This is a genomic window from Streptomyces sp. NPDC002730 (assembly GCF_042888805.1).
In the GTDB taxonomy this organism is placed as follows: Bacteria; Actinomycetota; Actinomycetes; order Streptomycetales; family Streptomycetaceae; genus Streptomyces.
The window spans coordinates 96675-115768 of sequence record NZ_JBIAQG010000015.1; the positions used below are offsets into that span (position 1 = coordinate 96675).

Here is a 19094-nt window from a genome sequence, read left to right on the forward strand (position 1 = left end):
CCGCGTAGCCGGGCCGGGCCGCCGCACCCGCACCGTCAGTTCCAAGGAGTGAGTTCGTCTGTCGACCGCCATCCTCACCGGTCCGCCGGTACCCGGATCGTCGCTCGAGGGCGATCTGCGGTCGCTGGGCTTTGACGTACGGGTCGCCTCCGGCGCCGAGGACACCGCCGCGCTGATCGACGCCGTACCGGTCGCCGACCGCGTCGCTGTCGTCGACCCCCATTTCGTCGGGCACGTCCACGCGCTGCGACTTGCACTGACCGATCCCCGCTTCCCGGCCGCCGCGGTCCCGGGCGCGCTCACGGCGCAGCCCGAGGCGCGGACTGCCCTGAGCCGCGCACTGTCGGTCACCGCGGGCACCGGAGCGCCGTCCCGCGCGGACGGACCCGCACCGTCCGGAGCCGCCGCAGAGGAACCTGCACCGTCCGGGTCCGCCGCAGAGGCGGCGACCGGCGCACGGGCCGGCGGCGTGGCCGACAACAGCGACACCCTGTCGGCCGTCCAGACCGCGGTGCTGCCCGACGCGCTCGCCGACGCGCTCGACGCCGACGGCACCGCCGTGCACCGGCCCGAGCTGGGGTCGCTCGTCGCGACCGTTCCCGGTGACCCGCAGGCTCGCAATGAGGCCCGGCAGGCAATCGCCGCGGTCGATGACGAAGCTGTACGCCTGCGCTCGGCCGTGAAGGCGCGTGACGGGTTCTTCACCACTTTCTGCATCAGCCCGTACTCGCGCTACCTCGCCCGCTGGTGCGCCCGCCGCGGATTCACCCCCAACCAGGTCACCACCGCCTCGCTGCTCACCGCGCTGATCGCGGCGGCCGGAGCGGCCACCGGCACCCGCGCCGGATACATCGCGGCAGGCCTGCTGCTGCTCTTCTCCTTCGTCCTGGACTGCACCGACGGGCAGCTCGCCCGCTACTCGCTGCGGTACTCGACGATGGGCGCCTGGCTGGACGCGACCTTCGACCGTGCCAAGGAGTACGCCTACTACGCGGGCCTCGCCCTCGGCGCCGCCCGCAGCGGTGATGACGTCTGGGCGCTCGCGCTCGGCGCGATGGTGCTGCAGACCTGCCGGCACGTCGTCGACTTCTCCTTCAACGAGGCGAACCACGACGCGACGGCCAACACCAGTCCCACGGCGGCCCTCTCCGACAAGCTCGACAGCGTCGGCTGGACGGTCTGGATACGCCGGATGATCGTGCTGCCGATCGGTGAGCGCTGGGCGATGATCGCCGTGCTCACTGCCGTGACCAGCCCTCGAATCGTCTTCTACGCGCTGCTGATCGGCTGCGGGCTGGCTGCCTGCTACACCACCGCCGGCCGCGTCCTGCGCTCGCTGACCCGCAAGGCACAGCGCACCGACCGCGCCGCCCGGGCGCTCGCGGACCTCGCCGACTCGGGCCCACTCGCCGAAGCCGTCGCGCGCTCCTTCAGGACGCGTGCGCAGAGCCTCCCCGGGTTCCTGCCGCTCGCGACCGCCGTGGCAGGCGGCGCCGTTCTCGTGGCGACCGCCGCGTTCACCGACTACGGCACCGTCTGGCCCGCCCTCGCCGCTGTGGTGTATGTCATCACCTCGGGTCTCGCCGTCGCCCGCCCCCTGAAGGGCGCACTCGACTGGCTCGTCCCACCGGTGTTCAGGGCCGCCGAGTACGGCACTGTCCTGGTGCTCGCGGCCCGCGCCGACGTGAACGGGGCGTTGCCCGCGGCCTTCGGGCTGGTAGCGGCAGTCGCCTACCATCACTACGACACGGTCTACCGCATCCGCGGCGGTACGGGCGCGCCCCCGCACTGGCTGGTGCGGGCGATCGGCGGGCACGAAGGACGGATCCTGGCAGTCGCGCTGCTGGCCGCCCTGCTCAACAATTCGGACTTCACCACCGCGCTGACGGTCCTTGCTGTGGCCGTGGCACTCGTGGTGCTCGTCGAGAGCATCCGCTTCTGGGTGTCCTCCGGAGCACCCGCCGTACATGACGAAGGAGAACCCGCATGATCGGCCTTGTACTGGCAGCCGGTGCCGGACGGCGTCTGCGCCCCTACACCGACACGCTCCCGAAGGCCCTCGTGCCCGTCGACGGCGACACCACCGTCCTCGACCTCACCCTGGGGAACTTCGCGGAGATCGGGCTCACCGAAGCCGCCATAGTCGTCGGCTACCGCAAGGAGGCCGTGTACGAGCGCAAGGCCGCCCTCGAGGCGAAGTACGGCCTCAAGCTGACCCTCGTCGACAACGACAAGGCCGAGGAGTGGAACAACGCCTACTCCCTGTGGTGCGCCCGTGACGTCCTCAAGCAGGGCGTCATCCTCGCCAACGGCGACACCGTCCACCCGGTCTCCGTCGAGCAGACCCTGCTCGCCGCCCGCGGCAACGGCCAGAAGATCATCCTCGCCCTCGACACGGTGAAGCACCTCGCCGACGAGGAGATGAAGGTCATCACGGACGGTGACAAGGGCGTTCAGCGCATCACCAAGCTGATGGACCCGGCCACCGCCACCGGCGAGTACATCGGCGTCACCCTCATCGAGCCCGAGGCCGCCGACGAGCTCGCGGACGCGCTGAAGACCACCTTCGAGCGCGACCCCGACCTCTACTACGAGGACGGCTACCAGGAGCTCGTGAACCGCGGCTTCACCGTGGACGTGGCCCCCATCGGCGACGTCAAGTGGGTCGAGATCGACAACCACGACGACCTCGCGAAGGGCCGTGAAATCGCGTGCCTGTACTGACCCGACTGATCCCGTCCCCGGTCGTCGTCGACATCCGTACGGGAGCCCTCGACGACCTGGTCGGCCTCCTCGCCGACCAGCGGATCTCGGCGTCGGGCAGGCTCGCCTTCGCGATAAGCAATGGCTCCGGCCAGGCGCTGCGCGAGAAGCTCGCGCCGCTGCTGCCCGACGCCGACTGGTACGCGGTCGCCGACGGCACGATCGACTCGGCCGTGAAGCTGGCCGACGACATCAAGGGCAAGCGGTACGACGCGGTCGTCGGTCTCGGCGGCGGCAAGATCATCGACGTGGCGAAGTACGCCGCGGCCCGCGTCGGGCTGCCGATGGTCGCAGTCGCCACGAACCTCGCGCACGACGGGCTCTGCTCCCCGGTCGCCACTCTCGACAACGACAATGGCCGGGGTTCCTACGGAGTCCCCACACCGATCGCCGTCGTCATCGACCTGGCTGTGGTCCGCGACGCCCCGGTGCGCTATGTGCGTTCCGGCATCGGTGACGCGATCTCGAACATTTCGTGTGTCGCCGACTGGGAGCTCTCCCACCGGCTGACCGGCGAGTCCATCGACGGACTGGCCGCCGCAATGGCCCGTCAGGCCGGCGAGGCAGTGCTGCGGCATCCCGGCGGCATCGGCGACGACGCCTTCCTCACCGTCCTCGCCGAAGGGCTGGTCCTCACCGGTATCTCGATGTCGGTGGCCGGCGACAGCCGGCCCGCCTCCGGCGCCTGCCATGAGATCAACCACGCCTTCGACCTGCTGTATCCCAAGCGCTCAGCGCTCCACGGCGAGCAGGTGGGCCTCGGCGCCGCCTTCGCGATGCACCTGCGCGGTGCCCACGACGACGCGGGACTCTTCGCCGAGGTGCTGCGCAGACACGGCCTGCCGGTGCTGCCCGAGGAAATCGGGTTCTCCACGGACGAGTTCGTCAAGGCCGTGGAATACGCACCGCAGACCCGTCCGGGCCGCTTCACCATCCTCGAGCACCTTGACCTCACCACCGATCAGATCAGGGACGCGTACGCCGACTATGCCAAGACCATCAGTAGCTGAACTCCGTCCGGTCGTTCACCCGGAGGGAGTGAAGGACCGGCGAAGCGGCGAGCACTGGGGCGGCCGCCTGTACATGCGCGAGATCTCCCTGCGCATCACCCGCCGCCTGGTCACCACCAAGGTCACGCCGAACCAGCTGACCTACCTGATGACCCTCTGCGGCGTCCTCGCGGCCCCCGCCCTGCTCGTGCCGGGCGTCTGGGGCGCCGTCCTCGGCGTCGTGGCGGTCCAGCTCTACCTGCTGCTCGACTGCGTCGACGGCGAGGTCGCCCGCTGGAAGAAGCAGTTCTCGCTCTCCGGCGTGTACCTGGACCGCGTCGGTGCCTACCTGTGCGACGCGGCGGTCCTGGTCGGCTTCGGCCTGCGCGCCGCCGACCTGTGGGGCCCCGGGCGGATCGACTGGCTGTGGGCCTTCCTCGGCACCCTCGCCGCGCTCGGCGCGATCCTGATCAAGGCCGAGACCGACCTGGTCGGGGTCGCCCGCCACCAAGGCGGGCTGCCGCCGGTCAAGGAGGCGGCGTCCGAGCCCCGCTCGTCCGGCATGGCACTGGCCCGCCGGGCCGCCGGCGCGCTGAAGTTCCACCGGCTCGTCCTCGGCATCGAGGCGTCCCTGCTCATCCTGGTGCTCGCCGTCCTGGACGCGGTCCGCGGCGACCTGTTCTTCTCGCGCCTCGGCGTCGCCGTGCTGGCCGGCATCGCGCTGCTCCAGACGCTGCTGCACCTGGTGTCCATCCTGGCCTCGAGCAGGCTCAAGTGAGTACGCCCATGAAGCTCGGCGCGGTCATCATCACGATGGGCAACCGCCCCGACGATCTGCGCGCCCTCCTCGACTCGGTGGCCAAGCAGGACGGCGACCAGATCGAGGTGGTCGTCGTCGGCAACGGCGCCCCGGTGACGGATGTGCCCGAGGGCGTACGCACCGTGGATCTGCCCGACAACCTGGGCATCCCCGGCGGCCGCAACGTCGGCATCGAGGCCTTCGGTCCGTCCGGCTCCGGCGTCGACGTACTGCTCTTCCTGGACGACGACGGACTGCTGCCCAACAACGACACCGGGGAGCTGGTGCGCCAGGCCTTCGACGCCGATCCGAAGCTGGGCATCATCAGCTTCCGGATCGCCGACCCGGAGACCGGGCTCACCCAGCGGCGCCACGTCCCGCGGCTGCGCGCCTCCGACCCGATGCGCTCCTCGCGGGTGACGACCTTCCTGGGCGGCGCCAATGCTGTCCGTACAAAGGTCCTCGCCGAGGTCGGCGGGCTGCCCGACGAGTTCTTCTACGCCCATGAGGAGACGGACCTCGCCTGGCGGGCGCTGGACGCGGGCTGGGCGATCGACTACCGCTCGGACATGCTGCTGTTCCACCCGACGATGCCGCCGTCCCGGCACGCGGTCTACCACCGCATGGTGGCCCGCAACCGGGTCTGGCTCGCCCGCCGCAATCTGCCCGCGCCCCTGGTCCCCGTCTACCTTGGTGTCTGGGTGCTGCTCACACTGGCCAGGCGCCCTTCGGCGTCCGCGCTGAAGGCCTGGTTCGGCGGCTTCAAAGAGGGCTGGCGGACGCCCTGCGGTCCCCGTCGGCCCATGAAGTGGCGTACGGTATGGCGGCTCACGCGACTGGGCCGACCGCCCATCGTCTGACAAGCTCGGTTCTGGGATCATCGGGCGTACTCCCAGGACCGGCGACGTCCGAAGCAGCGCCCGACCTGCCGCGCATCTTGAACACGAAAGTTTCAACTTGTGAGTGACACAACCCATGACGGTGCGATCGCGATGACCGCCCCGCCATCTCCCGACGAAGGCCTGACCTCGGCGCAGCTCGCAGCCAAGTACGGCCTGTCGGTGAGCGGTGCCCGGCCGGGGCTCGTCGAGTACATCAGGCAGCTCTGGGGCCGGCGCCACTTCATCCTGGCGTTCTCCTCGGCGAAGCTGACCGCGCAGTACAGCCAGGCGAAGCTGGGCCAGCTCTGGCAGGTGGCGACCCCGCTGCTGAACGCGGCCGTCTACTACATGATCTTCGGCCTGATCCTCAACTCGGGACGGGGGATGGACAAGGCGGTCTTCATCCCCTTTCTCGTGACGGGTGTGTTCGTCTTCACGTTCACCCAGACCTCGGTGATGGCCGGTGTCCGGGCGATCTCGGGCAATCTGGGGCTGGTGCGGGCGCTGCACTTCCCGCGCGCTGCACTGCCGATCTCGTTCGCGCTGCAGCAGCTGCAGCAGCTGATGTTCTCGATGATCGTGCTGTTCGTCATCGCGGCCTCGTTCGGCAGCTATCCGTCGCTCAGCTGGCTGCTGATCGTGCCCGCGCTGGCCATGCAGTTCGTGTTCAACATCGGGCTGGCCCTGATCATGGCGAGGCTCGGCAGCAAGACACCGGACCTGGCCCAGCTGATGCCGTTCATCATGCGCACCTGGATGTATGCCTCGGGGGTCATGTTCTCCATCTCGGTGATGCTCGAGGGCAAGCCGGAGTGGATTTCCCATGTGCTGATGTACAACCCGGCGGCGATCTACATGGACCTGATCCGGTTCGCGCTGATCGACGGGTACGGCGCGTCCAACCTGCCGCCGCATGTCTGGATGGCCGGAGCCCTCTGGGCCGTGCTGCTGGGCATCGCCGGATTTGTGTATTTCTGGAAGGCTGAGGAGCGGTACGGCCGTGGCTGACAACAACCAGGGACGCATCCCGACCGTCATCGCCGACGATGTGCACATCGTGTACCGGGTCAGCGGCGGCAGCGGCGGCAAGGGCAGTGCGACCGCGGCGCTGAGCCGCATACTCCGCCGCGACAAGCGAGAGTCCCGCGGTATCCGCAAGGTGCATGCCGTACGCGGTGTCTCCTTCACCGCGTACCGCGGCGAGGCGATCGGCCTGATCGGCACCAACGGCTCCGGCAAGTCGACCCTGCTGCGCGCCATTGCGGGCCTGCTGCCGACGGAGAGCGGCAAGGTCTATACCGACGGGCAGCCCTCCCTGCTCGGCGTCAATGCCGCGCTCATGGGCGATCTGACCGGCGAGCGCAACGTCATTCTCGGCGGACTGGCCATGGGCATGACGCGTGAGGAGATCCGCGATCGCTACGAGGGGATCGTGGACTTCTCCGGGATCAACGAGAAGGGCGACTTCATCACCCTTCCGATGCGCACCTACTCCTCCGGCATGGGAGCGAGGCTCCGCTTCTCCATCGCCGCGGCCAAGAACCACGACGTCCTGATGATCGACGAGGCTCTGGCGACCGGTGACCGCAAGTTCCAGATCCGTTCCGAGGAACGAATCCGGGAGCTCCGAAAGGAGGCCGGCACGGTCTTCCTGGTCTCTCACGGTGCCAAGTCGATCAGGGACACCTGCGACCGCGTCCTGTGGCTGGAGAGGGGCGAACTCCTGATGGACGGCCCGACCGACGAGGTCATCAGGGCGTACGAGAAGGAGACCGGCAAGTAGTCCGGTCCCGATCCAAGTCCCGGTCGAAGGCTCCCGTCGTGACATCCAGGCGGGGGCCTTTTTTGAGGCTCGGCTCGCCTCCGGGGCGCCTTGAGCGTCTGTCGACGGTCGACCGTGCTCGACCGCTCGTGCCTCGCGGCCTCCGCGCGCTCTTCGCTTTCGACAGCCGCGCCCCTTCGGCTCGCTCGCCGGGCGGTGGAGGCCGTGCCCTTCGGGAGACGGCCGGGTAGGAGCCGCCACCGCTCCGGGCCGGGATCGTCAAGTGAAGGTCAAGTCCTGTGTCGCCAAGGAAGGTTGACCGGGATTGGAGTGTTCTTGTAACGCGCGCAACACCCCGACGTATCACTGGGCGTTGTACAACGTAAGCTGTACCAGTGCTGAATTGCGGCAAGTAGGGCGATACTCCCTAGGAATCCTGGCCGCCGGGCGGTCTCTCAGCGGGGAGGATGGGCGGCGTGTCCGAAATAGGATGTATTGGGTCGGCAGTGTAGAACGGGAGATGTGACGGCAATGACGGAAAATCTCCAGCTCCGCGAGGCTTTCGCCGTCCCCGCACCGGGCAGCGCGCCATGACTGGCACCCGGGTGGCGCGCCCCGAGGCAGCCGTGCGCGCCACACTCGACAAGGCCGCGGACGAGAACTTCCCCGTGGCACCCTTCTTCCTGCCGCGCGCCTGGCGCGACGACCTGATGGCCGTGTACGGCTACGCCCGGCTCGTCGACGACATCGGTGACGGCGACCTCGCACCCGGGGGCGCGGACGCCCGTCACCTCGGCGTGGACCCGGCACTGGCCGAGGACCGGCTCGCCGTGCTCGACGCCTTCGAGGCCGATCTGCGGCGCGTCTTCGACGCCACGCCGCGGCATCCCCTGCTGCGCGCCCTCCAACCGACGGTGCGCCGCCGCTCGCTCACCGCCGGGCCCTTCCTCGGACTGATCGAGGCAAACCGCCAGGACCAGCTGGTACAGCGCTACAAGACGTACGACGATCTCCTCGCCTACTGCGAGCTGTCCGCCAACCCCGTCGGCCGCCTGGTGCTGCAGATCACCGGCACCGCCAGCCCCGAGCGCGTACGCCGTTCCGACGCCGTGTGCACCGCGCTCCAGATCATCGAACACCTCCAGGACGTGACCGAGGACCTGGGGCGCGACCGGATCTATCTGCCGGCCGAGGACATGGAGCGGTTCCGCGTCACGGAGGCCGATCTCGCCGCGGGAACCGGGAGCGCGTCGGTGCGCGTCCTGGTCGCATACGAAGCTGAACGCGCCCGGCAGCTGCTGAATGAAGGCACCCCACTGGTGGGTAGCGTCCACGGCAGGCTGCGGCTGCTGCTCGCCGGATTCGTGGCCGGGGGGCTCGCCGCCCTCACCGCTATCGCGGACGCCGGACACGATGTCCTGCCAGGACCGCCCAAGCCCACCAAGGCGAATCTGCTGCGTGAAGTGGGAGCTGTCTTGCGAAGAGCGCGTAGAGAGGGGTGAGCCGGACGATGGAGGGACCGACGGAGATGTCCGCACCGGTGCAGGCCGCGTACAGCTACTGCGAGGCCGTCACCGGACAGCAGGCGCGCAACTTCGCGTACGGCATCAGGCTGCTGCCGACCGAGAAGCGCCAGGCGATGTCGGCGCTGTACGCGTTCTCGCGACGTGTCGATGACATCGGCGACGGCACCCTCGAGCCGAAGGCCAAGGAGGACCGGCTCGAGGGCACGCGGGACCTGCTGGACCGGATCCGGCAGGACGCGGTCGACGAGGACGACATCGACCCGGTCGCCGTGGCGCTCGCGGACGCGGCGCGCCGCTTCCCGCTCCCGCTCGGCGGGCTCGACGAACTCATCAACGGCGTGCTGATGGACGTGCGCGGCGAGACGTACGAAACCTGGGACGACCTGAAGGTCTACTGCCGGTGTGTCGCGGGCGCGATCGGGCGGCTCTCGCTCGGCGTGTTCGGCACCCAGCCCGGTGCGCGTGGCGCCGAGCGTGCCGCCGAGTACGCCGACACGCTCGGCCTCGCCCTCCAACTCACCAACATCCTCAGGGACATTCGCGAGGACGCGGGCAGCGGACGCACCTATCTGCCCGCCGACGACCTCGCCAAGTTCGGCTGCTCCGCGGGCTTTCGCACCACCACCCCGCCGCCCGGGTCCGACTTCGCCGGCCTGGTGCACTTCGAAGTCCGGCGCGCCCGCGCGCTCTTCGCCGAGGGCTACCGGCTGCTGCCGATGCTCGACCGGCGCAGCGGCGCCTGTGTTGCCGCGATGGCGGGCATCTACCGCCGACTGCTCGACCGCATCGAGCGCGACCCCGAGGCAGTGCTGCGCGGCCGCGTGTCCCTGCCCGGACGCGAGAAGGCGTACGTCGCCGTGCGCGGCCTGTCCGGACTCGACGCCCGGCACATCACCCGGCAGACCCTCAGGGGGCGTTCCTGATGCCGGCGCACGCGCACAAGCGGCGGGCAACCGTCCGCCACGGCGCGGCGTCCCTGACTGTAACGGCCCGAGGGGAGGTCGCATGACGGACGACGACATGCGGTCCCGGCACGCGGTGGTGGTCGGCGGGGGACTCGCCGGAGTCACCGCGGCACTGCAACTCGCCGGCGCGGGAGTCCGCGTCACGCTGGTCGAAGGCCGCCCTCGTCTGGGCGGTCTTGCCTTCTCCTTCCGCCGCGGCGACCTCACCGTCGACAACGGCCAGCATGTGTATCTGCGCTGCTGCGCCGCATACCGCTGGTTCCTCGAGCGGGTCGGCGGTGCTCATCTCGCCCCGCTCCAGGACCGGTTGGACGTACCGGTACTGGACGTGGCGTGCGCGCGGGGCCCACGGCTCGGACGGCTGCGCCGCACCGCGCTGCCCGTGCCGCTGCACCTGGCCGGCAGCCTCGCCACCTACCCGCACCTCTCGCTCGCCGAGCGGGCGAGTGTCGGGCGCGCCGCGCTCGCCCTCGGAAAGCTCAACCCGACCGACCCGGCGCTGGACGGTATCGACTTCGCCACCTGGCTGGGCCGCCACGGCCAGTCCCAGCGCACCATCGACGCCCTCTGGGACCTCGTCGGCGTGGCGACCCTGAACGCCACCGCGCCGAACGCCTCGATGGGCCTTGCCGCGATGGTCTTCAAGACCGGGCTGCTCTCCGAGCCCGGCGCCGCCGACATCGGCTGGGCGCGCGTGCCGCTCGGCGAACTCCACGACACGCTGGCTCGCAAGGCCCTCGACTCCGCAGGCGTACGCACCGAACTGTCGACCCGCGTCAAGGACATCTCCCGGGCGGAGTACGGCCGCTGGCACGTCGAGGTGGACGGCGAGCAGCTGGAAGCGGACACCGTCGTGCTCGCCGTACCGCAGCGAGAGACCCACGCCCTGCTGCCCGAAGGGGCGCTCCAGGACCCCGACCGGCTGCTCGACATCGGCACCGCGCCGATCCTCAACATCCATGTCCTGTACGACCGCAGGGTGCTGCGCCGCCCCTTCTTCGCCGCGCTCGGCACTCCGGTCCAGTGGGTCTTCGACCGCACCGAGGCCTCGGGGCTGCAGCACGGCCAGTATCTGGCGCTGTCCCAGTCCGCCGCCGAGGACGAGATCGACGCGCCCGTCGCCGTACTGCGCGAGCGGTATCTACCCGAGCTGGAACGGCTGCTGCCCGCCGCGCGCGGCGCCCAGGTACGCGACTTCTTCGTGACCCGGGAGCGGACGGCGACCTTCGCCCCGGCCCCGGGAGTCGGCAGGCTGCGACCCGGCGCGCAGACCCGCGCCCCCGGCCTGTACCTTGCGGGCGCGTGGACCGCCACCGGCTGGCCCGCGACCATGGAGAGCGCCGTACGCAGTGGCTTCAGCGCCGCGGGTGCCGCACTCTCCGCGCTCGGCCGCCCCCATGAACATCCGCTCAAGGAGGCGGCGTGAGTCTGAGTACTGGAACAAGAGGAGAGACCGTGCCGACTGTGCCCTCGGCGAATCCGGCTGGTGACACCGCAGCCGGAGGAGAGAGCCTGGACACCCTTGCGTTGCTTGAACGCGGGCGGACCATGTCCACCCCGGTGCTGCGCGCCGCCGTGGACCGGCTCGCGCCGCCCATGGACACCGTCGCGGCCTATCACTTCGGATGGATCGACGCGGAGGGACGGCCCTCCGCCGGGGACGGCGGCAAGGCTGTACGGCCGGCGCTCGCACTGCTCTCCGCCGAGGCGGCCGGAGCAGCGCCCGAGGTCGGCGTGCCCGGCGCGGTCGCCGTGGAGCTGGTGCACAACTTCTCGCTGCTGCACGACGACTTGATGGACGGCGACGAGCAGCGCCGCCACCGGGACACCGTCTGGAAGGTCCACGGCCCGGCCCAGGCGATCCTCGTCGGCGACGCGCTCTTCGCGCTCGCCAACGAGGTCCTGCTCGAGCTCGGCACCGTCGAGGCGGGGCGTGCCACACGCCGGCTGACCACCGCCACGCGCAAGCTGATCGACGGCCAGGCCCAGGACATCTCCTACGAGCACCGCGAGCGGGTCACCGTCGAGGAGTGCCTGGAGATGGAGGGCAACAAGACGGGCGCGCTGCTGGCCTGCGCCGTCTCCATCGGCGCGGTGCTCGGCGGGGCGGACGACAGGACGGCCGACACGCTGGAGGCGTACGGCTACCACCTCGGCCTCGCCTTCCAGGCCGTCGACGATCTGCTCGGCATCTGGGGCGACCCTGTCTCCACCGGCAAGCAGACCTGGAGCGATCTGCGCCAGCGCAAGAAGTCCCTGCCGGTCGTCGCCGCACTCGCCGCGGGCGGGCCGGCCTCACAGCGCCTCGGAGAGTTGCTCGCGGCCGACGCCAAGAGCAATGACTTCGACAGCTTCTCCGAGGAAGAGTTCGCGATCAGGGCGGCCCTGATCGAGGAGGCGGGCGGCCGCGAGTGGACCTCGCAGGAGGCCCGCAGGCAGCACGCAGTCGCGATCGAGGCCCTCAGCGGTGTCGACATGCCGGAACAGGTGCGGGCGCAGCTCATCGCGCTCGCGGACTTCGTCGTCGTACGAAAGAGATGATCGATATCGCCTGCCGCATATGAATCGCAGTCGCCGGCCGGTGCACGGGCAACCGTGCGCCGGCCGACGGAGACCCCAGCACAGCAGAGAGCCACTGCATCGAAGGGGAAGCCATGACAGCGACGACCGACGGAAGCAGCGGGCCCGCGTGGGCCGGCGCAACCGCGGCCAGTGAAACAACCGAAACGACATCCGCCGCCAGCGCCGTTCTCGACGCCGCAGGGCGGGCCGCGGAACGCTCCGTAGAGCATCTGCTGGGTCGGCAGGACGCCCAGGGCTGGTGGAAGGGCGACCTCGAAACCAATGTGACGATGGACGCGGAGGATTTACTGCTCCGCCAGTTCCTCGGCATCCAGGACGCTGTGACCACCGAGGCGTCCGCCCGTTTCATCCGCGGCGAGCAGCGCGAGGACGGCACCTGGGCCACCTTCTACGGCGGTCCCGGTGAACTCTCCACCACCATCGAGGCGTACGTCGCCCTGCGGCTGGCCGGCGACCGGCCCGACGACCCGCACATGGCGCGCGCCTCCGGCTGGATCCGCGAGCAGGGCGGCATCGCCGCGAGCCGGGTCTTCACCCGGATCTGGCTGGCCCTCTTCGGTTGGTGGAAGTGGGACGACCTGCCCGAGCTGCCGCCCGAGCTGATCTTCCTGCCCAAGTGGTTCCCGCTGAACATCTACGACTTCGGCTGCTGGGCGCGGCAGACCATCGTTCCGCTCACCGTGGTCTCCGCGAAGCGGCCGGTGCGGCCCGCGCCGTTCGCGCTCGACGAGCTGCACATCGACGCCCGGGTGCCGAACCCGCCCAAACCACTTGCGCCCGCCGCGAGTTGGGACGGGTTCTTCCAGCGCGCCGACAAGGCGCTGCACGCATACCACAAGCTCGCACCGAACCGGCTGCGGCGCGTCGCGATGAACGCCGCCGCTCGCTGGATCATCGAGCGCCAGGAGAACGACGGCTGCTGGGGCGGAATCCAGCCGCCCGCCGTGTACTCCGTGATCGCTCTGCACCTCCTCGGCTACGACCTCCAGCATCCCGTCATGCGGGCGGGCCTGGAGTCGCTGGACCGCTTCGCCGTGTGGCGCGAGGACGGCGCCCGCATGATCGAGGCCTGTCAGTCACCGGTCTGGGACACCTGCCTCGCCACCATCGCGCTCGCCGACGCCGGGCTGGCAGCGGACCACCCCGCGCTCGTGAAGGCCGCCGACTGGATGCTGGGCGAGGAGATCGTACGGCCCGGCGACTGGTCCGTACGCAGGCCCGGACTGGCCCCGGGCGGCTGGGCGTTCGAGTTCCACAATGACAACTACCCGGACATCGACGACACGGCCGAGGTCATCCTCGCCCTGAGGAGGGTCAAGCACGCCGATCCGACGCAGGTCGATGCGGTGATCGAGCGGGGCGCGCGCTGGACCATGGGTATGCAGTCCAGGAACGGCGCCTGGGCCGCATTCGACGCAGACAACACCAGCGCGTTCCCCAACCGGCTGCCGTTCTGCGACTTCGGCGAGGTCATCGACCCGCCGTCGGCCGACGTCACCGCGCATGTCGTCGAGATGCTGGCCCATGAGGGCAAGGCTCACCATCCCCGTACCCGGCGCGGCATCGAGTGGCTGCTCGCCGAACAGGAGACGAACGGCGCCTGGTTCGGGCGTTGGGGCGTCAACTATGTATACGGGACAGGGTCGGTGGTGCCGGCGCTGATCGCGGCCGGAATGTCCACCGCGCACCCCGCCGTCCGCCGTGCCGTCCGCTGGCTCAGATCCGTTCAGAACGACGACGGAGGCTGGGGCGAGGACCTGCGCTCGTATCGCGAGGAGAAGTGGATCGGCCACGGTGCCTCCACCGCGTCCCAGACTGCCTGGGCGCTGCTCGCCCTGCTCGCGGCGGGGGAGCGGGAGAGCGAGTCGGCGGAGCGGGGAGTGGTCTGGCTCGTCGAGAACCAGCAGTCGGACGGCTCCTGGGACGAGCCGCACTTCACCGGCACCGGCTTCCCCTGGGACTTCTCCATCAACTACCACCTCTACCGGCAGGTCTTCCCGCTCACGGCGCTCGGCCGCTATGTGCACGGGGAGCCCTTCGCCGACCGCACGGACAGCCGCAAGGGGGGCTGATGGAAGCGTCCTCGGAGCAGTCCGGCTCCGCCGCGCCCCTGCTGATCGCCTGTGCGCTCGGCATCGAGAAGCTCGCCCTGCGCAGCGGCGACCGCAGTGGCGCGCGCGGCCCGGTCACCCTGCTCCGTACGGGTATGGGGCCGGACAACGCGGAACGTGCCGTTCTCGGTGCGTTGCGCGACGGTCCGCTCGGCGGTGCGGTGGTTGTCGCCTCCGGTTTCTGCGCGGGCCTCGCCCCGGGCATGCATCCCGGGGACCTCGTCGTCGCCGACGAGACTCGCGACACCACCGGCGTCACGGCCTGCACAAACACGGAACTGCTGGTCATGGCGGTGACCCGGGCCGTACCCGGACGCACCGTGCATACCGGCCCGCTGACCGGATCCGACCATGTCGTACGCGGGCAGGAGCGTGCCGAGCTGCGTGCCACCGGGGCGATCGCGGTGGACATGGAGTCCGCGGCCACGCTGCGCAGCGCTCTGAGCACCGGGCCCCGCCCGGTTGCGGCCGTCCGGGTGGTCGTGGACGCTCCAGAGCATGAACTGGTCCGTATTAGCACGGTGCGCGGTGGAATATCAGCTTTCCGTGTTCTTCGCGCCATCCTTCCCGCTTTCTACGAATGGCACCGTTCTTTGCTGCTCCCCAGGAGGTGAGCTAGATGGCCATGCCGCTCCGTCAGACCATCAGGGTCGGGACTTATCTCATTGAACAGAAGCTCCGCAAGCGTGAGAAGTTTCCGCTCATCGTCGAGCTGGAGCCTCTCTTCGCCTGCAATCTGAAGTGCGAGGGCTGCGGGAAGATCCAGCACCCGGCCGGGATTCTGAAGCAGCGCATGCCGGTCGCGCAGGCAGTCGGGGCGGTGCTCGAGTCCGGGGCCCCGATGGTCTCGATCGCAGGCGGCGAGCCGCTGATGCACCCTCAGATCGACGAAATCGTGCGGCAATTGGTGGCCAAGAAGAAGTACGTGTTCCTCTGCACCAACGCCATGCTGCTGCGGAAGAAGATCGAGGAGTTCACCCCTTCTCCCTACTTCGCCTTTGCCGTGCACATCGACGGGCTGCGCGAGCGGCACGACGAGTCGGTCGCCAAGGAAGGCGTGTTCGACGAGGCGGTGGAGGCGATCAAGGAGGCCAAGAAGCGCGGCTTCCGGGTCACCACCAACTCCACCTTCTTCAACACCGACACCCCGCAGACTGTCATTGAGGTGCTCAACTTCCTCAATGACGACCTGAAGGTGGACGAGATGATGATCTCGCCCGCGTACGCCTACGAGAAGGCGCCCGACCAGGAGCACTTCCTGGGCGTCGAGCAGACCCGTGAGCTGTTCAAGAAGTCCTTCGCGGGCGGCAACCGGCGACGCTGGCGGCTCAATCACTCGCCGCTCTTCCTCGACTTCCTCGAGGGCAAGGCGGACTTCCCGTGCACGGCGTGGGCGATCCCCAACTACTCGCTCTTCGGCTGGCAGCGCCCCTGCTATCTGATGGCCGACGGATACGTCCCCACCTACCGGGAGCTCATCGAGGAGACCGACTGGAGCAAGTACGGCCGCGGCAAGGACCCGCGCTGCGCCAACTGCATGGCGCACTGCGGCTACGAGCCCACCGCCGTCCTCGCCACCATGGGCTCCCTCAAGGAGTCCCTCCGGGCGGCGCGCGACACCGTCTCGGGAAACCGGGGGTGACGTGATGTCCGCAGGGAAGCCAGTCGCACTGGGGCTGCCCGAGCTGCCGGCCAGGCCGATCGCGATGCGCCGCACCTCGCGGCGCATCCAGGTCGGCACTGTGGCCGTCGGCGGGGACGCCCCGGTGTCGGTGCAGTCGATGACGACCACGCGCACCTCCGACATCGGCGCGACGCTGCAGCAGATCGCCGAACTGACCGCGTCCGGCTGCCAGATCGTACGAGTCGCCTGCCCGACCCAGGACGACGCGGACGCGCTGGCCACGATCGCGCGCAAGTCGCAGATTCCGGTGATCGCGGACATCCACTTCCAGCCGAAGTACGTCTTCGCTGCGATCGACGCCGGCTGCGCGGCCGTCCGGGTCAACCCGGGCAACATCAAGCAGTTCGACGACAAGGTCAAGGAGATCGCCCGAGCCGCGGCGGATGCGGGGATTCCGATCCGGATCGGGGTGAACGCCGGATCGCTGGACCGGCGGCTGCTGGAGAAGTACGGCAAGGCGACGCCCGAGGCGCTCGTCGAGTCCGCGCTGTGGGAGGCGTCCCTCTTCGAGGAGCACGGCTTCCGCGACATCAAGATCTCGGTCAAGCACAACGACCCGGTGGTGATGGTGGGCGCCTACCGGCAGTTGGCGGCCGCCTGTGACTATCCGCTGCATCTGGGCGTCACGGAGGCGGGACCGGCGTTCCAAGGGACGATCAAGTCGGCCGTTGCCTTCGGCGCGCTGCTGAGCGAGGGCATCGGCGACACCATCCGGGTCTCGCTCTCTGCCCCGCCCGCCGAAGAGGTCAAGGTCGGCATCCAGATCCTGGAGTCCCTCAATCTGCGGCAGCGGCGGCTGGAGATCGTGTCCTGCCCGTCCTGCGGCCGGGCGCAGGTGGATGTGTACAAGCTCGCCGACCAGGTCACGGCGGGTCTCGAGGGGATGGAGGTGCCGCTGCGCGTCGCCGTCATGGGGTGTGTCGTCAACGGCCCCGGCGAGGCGAGGGAAGCGGACCTCGGTGTGGCGTCGGGCAATGGGAAGGGTCAGATCTTTGTGAAGGGCGAGGTCATCAAGACCGTGCCCGAGTCGAAGATCGTCGAGACCCTCATCGAAGAGGCGATGAAGATCGCCGAATCCATGGAGGACGCAGGGGTGGCCTCCGGGCAGCCCGCCGTCACCGTGAGCTGATCAGTATGTGAAGGGGGTCCGACCGTGACGATTCTTGAGACCATCCGGGGGCCGCGCGATCTCAAGGCGCTGACGGATGCGGAACTCGAAGATCTCGCCCAGGAGATCAGAGAGTTCCTGGTCCATGCGGTGGCCAGAACAGGGGGCCATCTGGGGCCGAACCTCGGGGTGGTGGAGCTGACCGTAGCCCTGCACCGGGTCTTCGACTCGCCCGTCGACCGCATCCTCTGGGACACCGGGCACCAGAGCTACGTACACAAACTGCTCACCGGCCGACAGGACTTCTCCAAGCTGCGGGGCAAGGGCGGTCTCTCCGGCTACCCGTCCCGCGAGGAGTCCGAGCACGATGTCATCGAGAACTCCCACGCCTCGACCGTGCTCGGCTGGGCGGACGGCCTGGCCAAGGCACATCAGGTGCTGGGCAGCAGTGACCATGTCGTCGCGGTCATCGGCGACGGCGCGCTCACCGGCGGTATGGCCTGGGAGGCGCTCAACAACATCGCCGCGGCCAAGGACCGGCCGCTGATCATCGTGGTGAACGACAACGAGCGGTCCTACGCGCCGACCATCGGCGGCCTCGCCAACCACCTCGCCACACTCCGTACCACCGACGGCTACGAGCGGATGCTGGCCTGGGGCAAGGACGTTCTTCAGCACACACCCGTGGTCGGGAAGCCACTGTACGAATCGCTGCACGGCGCGAAGAAGGGGTTCAAGGACGCCTTCGCACCGCAGGGGATGTTCGAGGATCTGGGCCTGAAATACGTGGGGCCGATCGACGGACACGACATAGCGGCCGTCGAGTCCGCGCTGCGCCGCGCGAAACGCTTCCACGGGCCCGTACTGGTGCACTGTCTGACCGAGAAGGGGCGGGGCTACCAGCCCGCGCTGGAGGACGACGCCGACCGCTTCCATACCGTCGGCGTGATGGACCCGCTCACCTGCGAGCCGCTCGCACCCTCCAACGGGCCTTCCTGGACCTCGGTGTTCGGGGACGAGATCGCCGAGATCGGCGCGGAACGGCCGGACGTCGTGGCGATCACCGCCGCGATGCTGCATCCCGTCGGGCTGACCGAGTTCGCCGAGCGGTTCCCCGATCGGGTGTGGGACGTCGGCATCGCCGAGCAGCACGCCGCGGTCTCCGCGGCCGGGCTGGCCACCGGCGGACTGCACCCGGTCGTCGCCGTGTACGCCACCTTCCTCAACCGCGCCTTCGACCAGCTGCTGATGGATGTCGCCCTGCACAAGTGCGGGGTGACCTTCGTACTGGACCGGGCCGGCGTCACCGGGGTCGACGGGCCCTCCCACAACGGCATGTGGGACATGTCGATCCTGCAGGTCGTCCCGGGGCTGCGGATCGCCGCGCCGCGCGACGCCGACCGGCTGCGCCAGGAGCTGCGCGAGGCCGTCGCCGTGGCTGACGCGCCGACGGTGCTGCGCTTCCCCAAGGAGTCGGTGGGCGAGCCGATCGAGGCGATCGGCCGGATCGGCGGGATGGACGTACTGCACCGGGCCGACGACGCCGAGATACTGCTGGTTTCGGTCGGTGCGCTGGCCGCCGTCTGTCTGCAGACGGTGGAGCTGCTCGGGGGCCGCGGTCTCCGCTGCACCGTGGTGGACCCGCGCTGGGTCAAGCCCGTCGACGAACAGCTCGCACCGCTCGCCGCCCAGCACCGGCTGGTGGCAGTGGTCGAGGACAACAGCCGCAACGGCGGTGTCGGCTCGGCCGTCGGGCAGTCGCTGCGCGACGCCGGCGTGGATGTGCCGCTGCGCACCTTCGGCATCCCCGAGCAGTTCCTCGCGCACGCCAAACGCGGCGAGGTTCTGGCCGACATCGGACTCACCCCGGTCGAGATCGCGGGACGGATCAGTGCCGCCATGGCAGTCAAGGAGAGCTGAGGA

Annotated in this window: 16 protein-coding genes; all 16 read left to right on the forward strand. The window is 69.6% G+C overall.

Annotated elements, in window-relative coordinates; translation table 11 throughout:
- Window positions 1-115: 115 nt before the first annotated feature.
- The 16 genes from ACFYXH_RS33375 to dxs all read left to right on the forward strand — a co-directional run bounded on the left by ACFYXH_RS33375 (window position 116) and on the right by dxs (window position 19091).
- Window positions 116-1990, forward strand: coding sequence for a DUF5941 domain-containing protein (locus ACFYXH_RS33375; RefSeq protein ID WP_389571456.1), 1875 nt, complete (start codon window positions 116-118; stop codon window positions 1988-1990).
- The gene (locus ACFYXH_RS33380) at window positions 1987-2724 is read left to right on the forward strand and encodes a phosphocholine cytidylyltransferase family protein (RefSeq protein ID WP_327327283.1); all 738 of its coding nucleotides are present in this window, start codon (window positions 1987-1989) and stop codon (window positions 2722-2724) included. Before ACFYXH_RS33375 ends, ACFYXH_RS33380 begins: the two co-directional genes overlap by 4 nt.
- A complete protein-coding gene (locus ACFYXH_RS33385) occupies window positions 2712-3773 on the forward strand; it encodes an iron-containing alcohol dehydrogenase family protein (RefSeq protein WP_389571022.1) in 1062 nt (353 codons plus the stop codon). Before ACFYXH_RS33380 ends, ACFYXH_RS33385 begins: the two co-directional genes overlap by 13 nt.
- Window positions 3751-4530 carry a CDP-alcohol phosphatidyltransferase family protein gene (locus tag ACFYXH_RS33390; RefSeq protein WP_389571024.1) on the forward strand — a complete coding sequence of 260 codons (780 nt, stop codon included), beginning with the start codon at window positions 3751-3753 and terminating at the stop codon, window positions 4528-4530. The genes ACFYXH_RS33385 and ACFYXH_RS33390 overlap by 23 nt, the downstream gene beginning before the upstream one ends.
- A gap of 8 nt (window positions 4531-4538) precedes the next feature.
- On the forward strand, window positions 4539-5411 hold the full coding sequence (locus ACFYXH_RS33395; protein WP_389571459.1) for a glycosyltransferase family 2 protein: 873 nt from the start codon (window positions 4539-4541) through the stop codon (window positions 5409-5411).
- Between the two features lie 99 nt (window positions 5412-5510).
- Window positions 5511-6440, forward strand: a complete 930-nt coding sequence (locus tag ACFYXH_RS33400) for an ABC transporter permease (protein ID WP_389571038.1) — start codon at window positions 5511-5513, stop codon at window positions 6438-6440.
- Entirely contained in the window at window positions 6433-7215 is a 783-nt protein-coding gene (locus ACFYXH_RS33405) for an ABC transporter ATP-binding protein (protein ID WP_327327287.1), read from the forward strand. The genes ACFYXH_RS33400 and ACFYXH_RS33405 overlap by 8 nt, the downstream gene beginning before the upstream one ends.
- A gap of 569 nt (window positions 7216-7784) precedes the next feature.
- The gene (gene hpnC / locus ACFYXH_RS33410) at window positions 7785-8696 is read left to right on the forward strand and encodes a squalene synthase HpnC (RefSeq protein ID WP_389571044.1); all 912 of its coding nucleotides are present in this window, start codon (window positions 7785-7787) and stop codon (window positions 8694-8696) included.
- Between the two features lie 8 nt (window positions 8697-8704).
- Window positions 8705-9643, forward strand: a complete 939-nt coding sequence (hpnD, locus tag ACFYXH_RS33415; protein ID WP_389571046.1) for a presqualene diphosphate synthase HpnD — start codon at window positions 8705-8707, stop codon at window positions 9641-9643.
- Window positions 9644-9725: 82 nt separating this feature from the next.
- Window positions 9726-11111 (forward strand): hydroxysqualene dehydroxylase HpnE, encoded by a 1386-nt coding sequence (hpnE, locus tag ACFYXH_RS33420; RefSeq protein ID WP_389571049.1) that lies wholly within the window; start codon window positions 9726-9728, stop codon window positions 11109-11111.
- Window positions 11112-11149: 38 nt separating this feature from the next.
- Complete coding sequence (locus ACFYXH_RS33425) at window positions 11150-12226, forward strand: polyprenyl synthetase family protein (RefSeq protein WP_389571462.1); 1077 nt, start codon at window positions 11150-11152, stop codon at window positions 12224-12226.
- A 113-nt stretch (window positions 12227-12339) separates the two neighbouring features.
- Entirely contained in the window at window positions 12340-14340 is a 2001-nt protein-coding gene (shc, locus tag ACFYXH_RS33430) for a squalene--hopene cyclase (protein ID WP_389571052.1), read from the forward strand.
- Window positions 14340-14993 carry a 1-hydroxy-2-methyl-2-butenyl 4-diphosphate reductase gene (locus ACFYXH_RS33435; protein WP_389571055.1) on the forward strand — a complete coding sequence of 218 codons (654 nt, stop codon included), beginning with the start codon at window positions 14340-14342 and terminating at the stop codon, window positions 14991-14993. Before shc ends, ACFYXH_RS33435 begins: the two co-directional genes overlap by 1 nt.
- Before the next feature lie 5 nt (window positions 14994-14998).
- Window positions 14999-16021 (forward strand): adenosyl-hopene transferase HpnH, encoded by a 1023-nt coding sequence (gene hpnH / locus ACFYXH_RS33440; RefSeq protein ID WP_385306184.1) that lies wholly within the window; start codon window positions 14999-15001, stop codon window positions 16019-16021.
- 4 nt (window positions 16022-16025) lie between these two features.
- Window positions 16026-17192: a flavodoxin-dependent (E)-4-hydroxy-3-methylbut-2-enyl-diphosphate synthase gene (gene ispG / locus ACFYXH_RS33445; RefSeq protein ID WP_327327294.1), complete on the forward strand. Its 1167-nt coding sequence runs from the start codon at window positions 16026-16028 to the stop codon at window positions 17190-17192.
- A 24-nt stretch (window positions 17193-17216) separates the two neighbouring features.
- Window positions 17217-19091, forward strand: a complete 1875-nt coding sequence (gene dxs / locus ACFYXH_RS33450) for a 1-deoxy-D-xylulose-5-phosphate synthase (RefSeq protein ID WP_389571061.1) — start codon at window positions 17217-17219, stop codon at window positions 19089-19091.
- The last annotated feature ends 3 nt before the right edge of the window (window positions 19092-19094 follow it).

What these genes read in the sequence shown, in the direction of transcription:
- ACFYXH_RS33380 (WP_327327283.1), top strand. Translation starts at nt 1,987, where the DNA reads ATGATCGGCCTTGTACTGGCAGCCGGTGCCGGACGGCGTCTGCGCCCC.
- ACFYXH_RS33390 (WP_389571024.1), top strand. Translation starts at nt 3,751, where the DNA reads ATGCCAAGACCATCAGTAGCTGAACTCCGTCCGGTCGTTCACCCGGAG.
- ACFYXH_RS33395 (WP_389571459.1), top strand. Translation starts at nt 4,539, where the DNA reads ATGAAGCTCGGCGCGGTCATCATCACGATGGGCAACCGCCCCGACGAT.
- hpnC (WP_389571044.1), top strand. Translation starts at nt 7,785, where the DNA reads ATGACTGGCACCCGGGTGGCGCGCCCCGAGGCAGCCGTGCGCGCCACA.
- hpnD (WP_389571046.1), top strand. Translation starts at nt 8,705, where the DNA reads ATGGAGGGACCGACGGAGATGTCCGCACCGGTGCAGGCCGCGTACAGC.
- hpnE (WP_389571049.1), top strand. Translation starts at nt 9,726, where the DNA reads ATGACGGACGACGACATGCGGTCCCGGCACGCGGTGGTGGTCGGCGGG.
- shc (WP_389571052.1), top strand. Translation starts at nt 12,340, where the DNA reads ATGACAGCGACGACCGACGGAAGCAGCGGGCCCGCGTGGGCCGGCGCA.
- ACFYXH_RS33435 (WP_389571055.1), top strand. Translation starts at nt 14,340, where the DNA reads ATGGAAGCGTCCTCGGAGCAGTCCGGCTCCGCCGCGCCCCTGCTGATC.
- hpnH (WP_385306184.1), top strand. Translation starts at nt 14,999, where the DNA reads ATGGCCATGCCGCTCCGTCAGACCATCAGGGTCGGGACTTATCTCATT.
- ispG (WP_327327294.1), top strand. Translation starts at nt 16,026, where the DNA reads ATGTCCGCAGGGAAGCCAGTCGCACTGGGGCTGCCCGAGCTGCCGGCC.